The sequence below is a fragment of the Bacillus safensis genome (genome assembly GCF_039619585.1).
Classification (GTDB): Bacteria; Bacillota; Bacilli; order Bacillales; family Bacillaceae; genus Bacillus; species Bacillus safensis.
Genome location: NZ_CP154909.1, coordinates 3057027 through 3068048, shown reverse-complemented (window position 1 = coordinate 3068048; position 11022 = coordinate 3057027). Strand labels below are relative to the sequence as shown.

At 42.2% G+C, this 11022-nt stretch carries 9 protein-coding genes; 8 read left to right on the top strand and 1 reads right to left on the bottom strand.

Features of this window, described 5'->3' with window-relative positions:
- Nucleotides 1-87 precede the first annotated feature (87 nt).
- The 8 genes from AAYR28_RS15830 (at nt 88) to abc-f (ending at nt 9351) form a co-directional block, all read left to right on the top strand.
- On the top strand, nt 88-978 hold the full coding sequence (locus tag AAYR28_RS15830; RefSeq protein WP_251027186.1) for an ABC transporter substrate-binding protein: 891 nt from the start codon (nt 88-90) through the stop codon (nt 976-978).
- Nucleotides 979-1146: 168 nt separating this feature from the next.
- Nucleotides 1147-2316, top strand: a complete 1170-nt coding sequence (locus tag AAYR28_RS15825) for a macrolide family glycosyltransferase (RefSeq protein ID WP_345808881.1) — start codon at nt 1147-1149, stop codon at nt 2314-2316.
- A 119-nt stretch (nt 2317-2435) separates the two neighbouring features.
- Nucleotides 2436-4076, top strand: coding sequence for a nickel ABC transporter substrate-binding protein (nikA, locus tag AAYR28_RS15820; RefSeq protein WP_120207739.1), 1641 nt, complete (start codon nt 2436-2438; stop codon nt 4074-4076).
- Nucleotides 4077-4091: 15 nt separating this feature from the next.
- Complete coding sequence (gene opp1B, locus AAYR28_RS15815; protein WP_024426105.1) at nt 4092-5021, top strand: nickel/cobalt ABC transporter permease; 930 nt, start codon at nt 4092-4094, stop codon at nt 5019-5021.
- A 5-nt stretch (nt 5022-5026) separates the two neighbouring features.
- Nucleotides 5027-5914, top strand: coding sequence for a nickel/cobalt ABC transporter permease (opp1C, locus tag AAYR28_RS15810; RefSeq protein WP_345808880.1), 888 nt, complete (start codon nt 5027-5029; stop codon nt 5912-5914).
- Nucleotides 5877-6695, top strand: coding sequence for an ABC transporter ATP-binding protein (locus AAYR28_RS15805; RefSeq protein ID WP_024426103.1), 819 nt, complete (start codon nt 5877-5879; stop codon nt 6693-6695). The genes opp1C and AAYR28_RS15805 overlap by 38 nt, the downstream gene beginning before the upstream one ends.
- A complete protein-coding gene (locus tag AAYR28_RS15800) occupies nt 6689-7459 on the top strand; it encodes an ABC transporter ATP-binding protein (protein ID WP_044333957.1) in 771 nt (256 codons plus the stop codon). Before AAYR28_RS15805 ends, AAYR28_RS15800 begins: the two co-directional genes overlap by 7 nt.
- Before the next feature lie 332 nt (nt 7460-7791).
- On the top strand, nt 7792-9351 hold the full coding sequence (gene abc-f, locus AAYR28_RS15795; RefSeq protein ID WP_220726137.1) for a ribosomal protection-like ABC-F family protein: 1560 nt from the start codon (nt 7792-7794) through the stop codon (nt 9349-9351).
- A 216-nt stretch (nt 9352-9567) separates the two neighbouring features.
- Here abc-f and AAYR28_RS15790 read toward each other — a convergent pair whose 3' ends face one another.
- The gene (locus tag AAYR28_RS15790) at nt 9568-10977 is read right to left on the bottom strand and encodes a polysaccharide deacetylase family protein (RefSeq protein WP_025094017.1); all 1410 of its coding nucleotides are present in this window, start codon (nt 10975-10977) and stop codon (nt 9568-9570) included.
- Nucleotides 10978-11022: the final 45 nt, after the last annotated feature.

Genomic DNA, 11022 nt, shown 5'->3' with positions numbered 1-11022 from the left:
ACTTTTAAAACTTTTCATCTATGAATGATTATTTATGCTATAATTAATAATCATTCTCAATTAAAGGTGGTTTCGTAAGTGAAAAAAATGATCTGGCTGGTCAGTCTGCTGGCACTGCTGTTAGTGGCATGCGGGCAGAAAGAGAATAAAGAGCAAGCAGCAAGTACGCGTACATATACAACGGAAACGGGTGAAAAGATCACCATTCCTGCCAAACCGAAGCGGATTGTTGTGTTAACAGCGCAGCTTGGGAACTTTAAAAAGTTAGGTGTGACACCTGTTGGCATGACGGATGTTTATCCTAAATCATCATTTTTAGATGAAACAGGTGTGAAGCGGGTACCGATTGAAAATGTGGAGGCAATTGCAAAGCTGAAGCCTGATTTGATCATTGCTTATTCACAAAACGAACAGATTGAAAAATATAAAAAGATTGCCAAAACGATCACGTTTACGACAAGTGAACACAGCTTCAAAGAGATGCATATTGAAATTGGAAAGATTCTTGGAAAAGAAGCGTTAGCGAAAAAACAAATACAAGAAATGGACGAGAAGCTGAAGAAAGACGGGGAAGAAGTGAAAGCGAAAATTGGTGATGACAAGACATTCTCCATTATGGATGTTCAGCCAAAGCAAGTGTATTTATTTGGTACGGACTTTGGCCGCGGCGGGGAAGTCATCTATCAAGGCTATGGGTTCAGCTTGCCTGAAAAGGCAGAAAAGGCACTTCCCAAGGAAGGTTATCTCGGAATTTCACTAGAAGAGATGAACGAGTATACAGGGGACTATTTACTTGTACCAACAAAGGATGGAAAAAAGCCAAATCTTGATATAACGAACAGCGGTGTATGGAAGAAAAATCAAGCGGTGAAGCAAGGGCATGTCTTGTACTACTCAATCAAGGAATTTATCTATGCAGATCCGATCTCCATTGAAAAACAGTCTGCTGCATTTAAAAAAATGCTGCTCAAACCATAATGTGAAAAAGACAAAGTGCTCATTAGGAGACTTTGTCTTTTTTCATGCCACTTCATTATGAAATACTGGACGTAAGACTCATTTCTTCCCTTTTCAGGCGTATTTGTTGAGCCGGCTTGCTGTATATGATTAACATGGAAGGGAATTGACAATGAGGAGGAATTTCTTGTGACGAAGATTTTATTGATTACGTTTCCAGCTGAAGGACATGTGAACCCTATGTTAGGAATGATTAAAGCATGGGCGGATCGAGGCGATGAAGTGCATGCGGTCACAACTGTACATTATGAGGAACGAATCAAACGCTTAGGCGCTCACGTACATATACATCCAGACTATATTCGGACATTACATGTGGAAGAAGGAGATTTAGATTCTATGCAGCCGTTCTTTCATGCCATGCTGCAAACATCCTATGATATTTTAGAGGTGGTGGAAACACTTTCTGAGAAGCATTCATTTGATTTGGTCTACTTTGATATGTTTGGGGCAGGGGAGCTTGTTCGAGATTATTTGCACATTCCAAGCATCGGTTCCAACCCATCTTTTGTGCTGCAAGAGGCGCATTTTGATACACCGCTATACAGAAAGGATGAGAAAGCCGATCATCTGTTAGAAAAAATACAAGAGCGTTTTGGCGTTCAGCCAACGCGTTTGATGCAATTTATGAAAAACCGTGGAGAACTGAATATCGTCTATACAAGTGAATATTTCCAGCCTTCTGTTGATTCATTAAACGATTCGTTTGTTTTCATTGGACCGAGCTTTCTAAAAAGAGCCGACCAGCATGATTTCCCGCTGGAAGCACTTGAGCAAGAAAAAGTCGTTTTTATTTCCATGGGCACCGTTCTTGGGGATACAGAAGCATTTTTTAATATGTGTATAGATGCTTTCGAAGACTTTGACGGAAAAGTGATTATCGCAACAGGTGAAAAAGTAGATCGTTCTCTTTTAAAAGAGGCGCCTGCTCATTTTCTGATCGAGCCTTATGTGCCGCAGCTTGAAGTGCTCGAACTGACAGATGTGTTTGTAACGCACGGCGGGATGAATAGTGTCAATGAAGGGATTCATTACCACGTTCCGATGGTCGTCATTCCAGTCGATAAAGATCAGCCGATGGTGGCACAAAGACTGACCGAATTATCTGCTGCCTGTACACTTGATAAAGATCAGCTGACACCAAAGCAGCTAAGAGAATCTGTTGAGAAGGTTTTAGGCAGTGACACGTACCGTGCGGGGATTGAGAAAATTGAAGAAAGCTTCCAAGCAGCAGGTGGAACAGAAAAAGCATTAAAGGTGATCGACCAATTCATACAAGCGAAACAGACTCAATCATGAGTCTGTTTTTTTATGAAAAGACGTTGTATTTCCCATTTCTGTATGCTAATATTCAATTCGTAATCATTTCGATTAATAATCGTAATGATTACGATAATGTTGAATTGGGGGAAGTGCATATGAGTGATCAACCTGTTTACATAAAGAAGAAATATGAGAAAAGGCATCCCTACGTGACATACACCTTGATGCTGTTTTCAGTGATGGCTTGTTTTTTATTGGCCTCATGCTCTGAAAACAAAGCATCCTCCAGCAATGATAGAGAAGAAGATGAGCTCGTGTATGCAAGCACAAAAGATATCAGGGACATCAATCCTCATCTATACGGTGGAGAGATGGCTGCTCAAAATATGGTGTTTGAATCGCTTGTCGTCAATACAGAGAAGGGCGTTCAGCCTGCCTTAGCGAAAAGCTGGGACATATCAAAGGATGGAAGGACCTATACCTTTCATCTTCGAAAAGGTGTGACTTTTTCAGATGGTGAGCCTTTTAATGCAAAGGCAGTGAAATTGAATATTGATGCTGTCGTCAAAAATATTGAAAAGAACGCTTGGCTTAATCTCGTATCTGAAATCAAATCCACAAAGGCGGTAGATGACGATACATTTGTTCTCACGTTGAAAGAGCCTTATTATCCTACGTTAGAAGAGCTGGGCTTAACACGCCCCTTCCGTTTTATTTCTCCAAAAAGCTTCATTGATGGAACGACTGCAAAAGGAGTTAAAAGCTATGCAGGTACAGGTCCTTATGTGCTAAAGGAACATAAGAAAAATCAATATGCCGTTTTTGAAATGAATGATCACTATTGGGGGCAAAAGCCGAAAATTTCAACTGTGAAATGGAAAGTCATGCCGGATCACCAAACCATCTTACTTGCGCTTCAAAAAGGAGAGATTGATCTTTTATTTGGAGCAGATGGTGACATGATTGATGGAGACTCATTCCAGGCTTTAAAAGAAGCAGGGCAATATGGTGTCACCGTGAGCCCTCCTGTTGGTTCAAGATCGATTGTGATTAATTCAAACCAGCCAATCACAAAAGATCCGAAAATAAGAGAAGCTTTTCAATACGCCATTCAAAAGGACATGATCACTGAAGGCATTTTAAATGGAACGGAAAAGGTGGCACACACATTGCTTGCTCCTTCTGTCCCATACGCAGATATTCCACTGAAAAAGAAAACTTATCAAAAGAAGAAAGCAGAGGAAATATTGGATGAGGCAGGCTGGAGGATGAAAGAAGACGGGTATCGCTATCAAAATGGCAAACTGCTGAGTGTGGCTATTTACTATAATTCCGATAATGCAGGGGAAAGAACGATCAGTGAATCGATTCAACAAGATTTCAAGCAGGTGGGGATCAAGCTGGATATTAGAGGAGAAGAAAAACAGGCATTCTTAGATCGCCAAAAAACAGGAAAGTTCGATCTGATGTACTCGCTGTCTTGGGGGCTTCCTTATGATCCACAAACTTATGTCTCTTCATTCCGTGTAGCATCCCATGCTGATTATCAAGCTCAATTAGGACTGAAAAAGAAAAAGTGGCTGGACGAGACGATTACGGAAGTATTAGTAGAACCAGATGAGCAAAAGAGGAAACAAATGTATCAAGAAATATTGACGTATATCCATGATGAAAATGTCTACCTCCCAATCTCTTATTCTGTGACAAAGGCTGTTTATAATAAGCGCCTAAAAGGCGTAGGTTTTCATGTGTCTCAGTACGAAATCCCATTTGACCGTATGTATTTTGTGTCATAAAACGGAGGTAGAGACATGACTCGCTATCTCTTAAAACGAATACTGATGCTTTTTCCGCTTATGATCTTCATCACCTTCTTTGCTTTTGTACTGCTGACGATGCGGGCAAGTGATCCAGCAGAGGTCGCTTTGCGGGTGAATCAAGTCACTCCAACAGAAGAAATGATTGAATCGATGCGGCAGGAGTTAGGCTTAGACCAGCCATTTTTCATCCGCTATGCCACATGGCTTAAAAATGGATTAACAGGTGATTTTGGCAGGAGCTATGTCACTCAGGAGCCCGTTTTTGATCTTATCATGGAGGCGCTGCCTGCGACATTGCAGCTTGCAGGAGCAGCGCTCTTTTTTATCATAGTGCTCAGTTTATTGTTCGGGGTGATCTGTGCATATGCTGCTCACACTTGGGTGGACCGTTTATTGAGAGCCTTTGTGTTTATCGCCGCTTCAATGCCTAGTTTTTGGCTGGGGATTTTGTTGATTTGGCTTTTTTCTGTCAAATTCAATTGGGTTAATACGAGTGGAATGGAAGGGTTCAAATCGATTCTTCTTCCAGCTGTCACATTATCATTAGGCTACTTATTGACCTATGTGAGACTCATACGTAATCAAATTCTAAAATTTCAGCACGAGCCCTTTGTTTTTTATGCAAGAGCACGTGGTTTAAAGGAACGAACTGTTCAACTGAAAGTCATGAGGCATGCCCTGCAATTAGCGGTAACAGCACTTGGCATGTCTATTCCAAAGCTCATTGCGGGAACTGTCATTATTGAGAACCTTTTTGCTTGGCCAGGGGTTGGCCGGTTGTGTATAACTGCTATTTTCCATGCTGACTTCCCTATTATTCAAGCCTATTTGTTTGTGATGGGGTTCCTGTTTGTTATGTGCAATCTCATCGCTGATATGCTGCAAATGACCATGAATCCGCAATTGCGAAAGGAGGTATGACAACAATGATAGGGTGGCATCAATTAAGAAAAGACCGTATGGCGATTCTTTCAATCTGGCTGTTAGCGCTTGTCGCATTAGCTGGACTGTTTGCTCCAATGTTAGCACCACATGACCCAACAAATACGAACATTCTTCAAAAATATGCCGGTATCAGTCTTACTTACCCACTCGGAACGGATCATCTAGGGAGATGTGTATTATCGAGGCTTTTATATGGCATTCGGACAACAATGCTTGCAGCTATGCTGACGATGTGTATCACGATGCTCATTGGCAGCGCACTTGGACTCATGGCAGGCTTCTTTCGAGGAAAGACGGACGGGGTTTTGATGAGGCTGTGTGATGTCATGCTGTCCTTTCCAGCAGAGGTGATGATTCTTGCGGTTGTGGGAATACTCGGACCTGGACTACTCAATATTATTTTGGCCAATGTCCTAGCGAAATGGGCTTGGTATACAAGAATGATTCGTTCGTCTGTCCTTCAATATGCGAATGAATCTTCTGTTCAATTTGCAAAGGTGACTGGCGGCAAACCCTTTTACATATTGAGGAGACATCTATTTCCTCGCATCTCAGGAGAAATGGCTGTTTTTGCGACACTTGATGCGGGCTGGGTGATCTTAAATATATCAGCACTGTCTTTTCTTGGATTAGGGGTGAGTGCACCTACACCAGAATGGGGCATGATGCTCAATGAGGCGAAGAATGTCATGGTGACACATCCAGCCCATATGCTTGCGCCTGGACTTGCCATCTTGTTTGTGGTCATGGCGTTGAGCTTTTTAGGAGACAGCCTTCAGCATGCCGCGAATCCTGCCATGCATCATACCAGAAAGAAAGGGGTGAGGCCATTTGCCTTTAATCGACGTAAAAAATCTGTCCGTACATGATCCACAGCAGCAAAAGAATATAGTGACGAATATCACATTTTCTTTACATCAACAACGCTGTTTAGCCGTCATTGGAGAAAGTGGCAGTGGAAAATCAACTGTCGCCAAAGCGTTAATTGATCTTGTCGCCCCTTCGCTAGAAGTGGAAGGAACGATCATTTTTGACGGCAAAACATTAACAAATCAAGAAGCGCATCAATGGCGGGGTAAACGAATAGGTTTCATCTCACAGGATGTCATGAATGCATTCAACCCTATCGAAACGATAGGTCATCAAATGGTGGAAACATTTCAGGAGCATTTGGGCTTACGAGGGAAAGAAGGGAAAGCACATGCTATGGCTGGGCTTACACGTGTCCATTTAAAAAATCCATATGATTTGATGAAAAAATATCCGTATGAACTGTCTGGAGGAATGCTTCAGCGTGTGATGATTGGTATCACGATGATGCTTTCTCCAGACATGATCATTGCAGACGAGCCAACTGCATCACTTGATGCCTTTAATCGGCGTGAAGTCATCAGACAATTACACAGTCTAAAGGAAGAAACGGGTGTTTCCTTAATCGTCATAACGCATGATCTAGGCATCGTTCAGGAAATCGCTGATGAATTGATGGTTATGCACCAAGGAGTAATGCTTGAGCATGGGTCAGCCAAGGAAGTGTTCACATCACCTGAGCATCCCCAAACAAAGCATTTACTTGAGACGAGGCTTCGATTATCTGCCCCTACTGAAGCACTGCGACAGCAGAAGAGAGTGGAGGCGTTTCCATGTTGATCACAGCTTTCGATCTAGTCAAACACGGTGAGAAGAAAGGTCTTTTTTCAAAACAAAAGAAACCAAAAGACCGCATATCAAATGTTTCGTTTCAAATCGAAAAAGGACAATGTGCCGGATTAGTCGGTGAGAGCGGCAGTGGCAAAAGTACATTGGCACGTATCCTGCTCGGTTTAGAAAAAATAGATGGAGGCGAGGTACAGATTGATGGTATGACAGCTGACAAATGGCGGAGGGTGAATCGGGGGAAAATGAGTGTTGTCTTTCAAGATTATCTATCTTCTGTTCATCCCTCCTTTACGGTGAAAGAGATCATAGCAGAACCGATGCGTTTGTTAAAGCAGAATCAGAATATGGATCAGAAGGTTTTGTCATTACTTGAGCAAGTCAGGCTGCCCTCGTCTGTGCTGAATCAATATGCTCATCAGCTAAGCGGTGGTCAGCTCCAGCGAGTGTGCATCGCACGAGCTATATCAACGCATCCAGCCATTCTTATACTAGATGAAGTCTTGAGCTCACTGGATGTCTCTGTTCAAGTACAAATATTGGAGCTGCTTGAGACATTAAAACAAGAGCTAGACATGACCATGCTTCTCATTACTCATGATGTAGAAGCAGCGGTGTATCTATGTGACCGCCTTCTATTTTTACATGAAGGAAGCCTAGTGGAAGAATGCAAAAAGGACGAACTGTTTGAAGTGTCCCATCCATTTACACTCCAATTAATCGACTCACTTATGCCATTTCAGCTTGACAAAAAATAACCAATCTTTTATCGTATACGTAACAAACAACGGAAGGGTGACCCAATGCAATGAAGTACTAATCCTATGACCTGTAAGCAAAATGAACGAACGAAGGCAGTGAGCAAACGATCCGTTTGCCATGTTTGCTGCGTTTTCATTTTTTAGCTTCGGAATAGGATGGTACAGCTTGGGAATCAAAAAATGAAGTGATTGATACGTGGGATGTGTGTGTTCAAGTATGAACGGCACACCATACTGGATCAATCCGCTTATTTTTGTACACCATTTTGCCTCCTATTCTGAGAATGGGAGGCTTTTTCATGTCTCCTGATATGAAAGGAGAGGATTGGATGTTATTAAAAGCCAATCAGTTAAAGGTATTTCGAAAAGATCGCTTGTTATTTAATATTGAGGAACTCGCCATCCATCAAGGTGATCGCATTGGTCTTGTAGGGACAAATGGCAGCGGAAAAACGACTTTATTGCATGTGCTGGCAGGACAGAAAACACCAGACAGCGGCACGGTTGCCGCCACAGCGGTCTGTACGCTGCTTCCTCAATTGAAACAAGGAGACGGCAGACAGAGTGGCGGTGAAATGACCCAGACTTATATTGAAAGAGCATTAAGCCGGCCGTCTGCCCTTTTATTAGCAGATGAACCGACCACTCATTTGGATACGGAGCATATTGAGTGGCTGGAAGATAAGCTGCGTCATTATCAAGGAGCTCTCATTGTTGTTTCACATGATCGTGCTTTTTTAGATGCAATATGTACGGAGATTTGGGAGCTGGATCATGGAAAGCTTCATCATTACAAAGGCAATTACACACATTTTGCACAGCAAAAAGAGCTGGCACATCGTCAGCAGGTGGAAGCGTATGAAGCCTATACACAAAAGAAAAAACAGTTAGAGCATGCACTGGAAAAGAAAAAGAAAAAGGCGGACAAAGCGACAAAGCCCTCCCAAAAGGTGAAATCCTCAGGACCTAAAATTGCAAAGCCCTACTATGCAAATAAGCAAAAAAAACTGCAAAAAACAGCCAAATCCATTGAAACAAGGATGGAGAAATTAGAAAAGGTGGAGAAGGTAAAGGACATTCAGCCTATTCAAATGACTCAGCATACGATGAAGGAAACAGCAAGCCGTACCATTTTGAGAGTGGAAAATGTAGATGGCAAGGCGGGAGATAAAGTGCTATGGAGGCAGGCGAATGTGGAAGTGAGGGGCGGAGACAAGGTTGCCATTATCGGAAAAAACGGGAGCGGCAAAACGACATTTCTCCGTATGTTAGTGAATGGAGACCCCGGCGTTACTCGTTCAGAAACTGTCAAGCTAGCCTATTTTCGTCAGGATCTGTCAGGATTGAAGGTAGATGAATCGATTTTACAAAATGCGCTGAAAGAGGCAGTTCAAGATGAGACAGTGGTTCGAACGGTTTTGGCGAGACTAGGATTTAGAGGGGATGATGTGCATAAGCCTGTTGAGGTTTTAAGCGGGGGAGAACGGGTGAAGACGATGCTTGCATCCTTACTCGTCAGTGATGCCAATGTTCTCATGCTGGATGAACCGACGAACTTTTTAGATCTGGCGGCAGTTGAAGCACTTGAAGGTCTATTGAAGGATTACCCAGGTACCATTGTGTTTGTTTCCCACGATCGCAGGCTGATTGAAGAGGTTGCCACTCGTATTTTCCATATTCACGAGGAACGTATTGAAGGATTTGACGGCACATATGAAGCCTATAAACAAAAGGAAGAAAAACCAGCTGTGACAAATAGAGAAGAGGAGCTTCTGTTAATTGATATGCAGCTGTCTGAAGTGCTCAGCCGTTTAAGTATTGAGCCGTCGCAAGAGCTTGAAGAGACATTTCAAGCATTATTGAAACAAAAAAAGTCTTTGGAGTCGTAAAAGAAAACCCCTGTTTACTCTACAGGGGTTTCAGCGCGCGGACAAACCCTCGCATTCTTTGTCAGTCCTGCGTGCCGGTGCTCACGAATGTACAATTCGCTCCGCTCCAGTACTCGTCCTTCCTAGACTTCAAAGGTTTTCTATCACGCTGAAAAGAAGACAAAGAGCTAAAATAAAGATCATTTTACCCCTTTGTCAACAATCTAAAACCCCTGTTTACTCTACAGGGGTTTGTTCATGTCGTTCTTTTTTTAATTGTTCAAGTTCACTCACTGTGACGAGCTGGTAGCCTTGTTTGGTGAGTTCATGGATGATCTTTACTGCTGCTTGGGCTGAGCTTTCATAAATATCGTGCATTAACACTGTTCTGCCATCGGCTGCATGTGAGAGAACGCGGTTTGTGATTTGCTGGCTGTTGCGGATTTTCCAATCCTCTGGATCAACATCCCACAAAGTGACCTTCATCCCAATTGCATGATTGATATCTTGATTTGTACCGCCATATGGCGGTCTAAAGTGCGTAGGTGTATATCCGCTCGCTTTCTCAATCAGCTGCTGGGTGTCCTTCACTTGTTTCACCGCTTCATCTAAAGGCAGTCTTGTTAATAAAGGGTGATTGTAGGAATGGTTTCCGATCTCATTCCCGCCTTTTAAAATATCGGCAAGCATTCCAGGGTAATATTGCACCCTGCTGCCTAATACGAAAAAGGTAGCATGTCCTTTATTTGCCTTCAGCGCATCTAAAATTTTTGAGGTTGTCGCTGGATTCGGTCCATCATCAAATGTGAGTGCGATGGCTTTTTTATTCGGGTCAAGCTTTGATTTTTGCGGCAGCTTGACGGCTTTTCTTTTTGGATTCGGTTCTTTCATTTCATTTTTATTTTTCAGTTTATCCATATATTCTGGCTTTAAAATGTCCTTCAGCAATGTCTTTTTGATCGCTAGTGTTTGCGGACCAAGATCCTCTGCGGCTACTTGAGATGCAGGGAAATAAAATTCTACATATTTGTCTTTTAAGGCAAATTGACTGAAGTTTTGAGCATCAGGGGCTGTTCCTTTTTGAAGGAGAGGCTGATCCTTAGATAAGGTTTTGTCCTTCCGAAGCTCTGTATATGTAATATAGGATAATTTCTTTAAATAATGGGTTTTAGGCAGAAATAAATCTTTTGTGTCAAGAAAGGTTTTTTTCTGAAAATCAAAGTTAATCGTGAGATGATTGGTGGTTCCATTTTGCTGGCCAGTATACGTATAGGTCGTAAAACGAATGGCAGCAGACTGCTTCGCATAATGCACCATTTCATAATCAATATTCAGTTCATAGCGTTTATGTTCATCGATATCCTTTGCTTCACTGAATGTTTTTTTGAAATGCTCTAATGCCGAATTGGCATAGCTTTGAATCTTATCATCTAGCTCTTTTTGATGAAAAAGAGGATAGTTGACTGCATATCTCATAAATTTCCCGTCATTTACGAGAGTGACAATTTCTACGTTTTTATAGTTCGTATCCTGCTTTACATTTTTCTTCTCTGTACCGCTTGCTTGTTGATTTTGAAAGAAAGCAACTGCTCCAATGACGACTGCAAGCGCAAATAGGACGATACTCCATTTTCCTTTTACTGACACAACTTTCAAATCTCCTCTCATGACGGGTCATTCTTTATTAGTTTG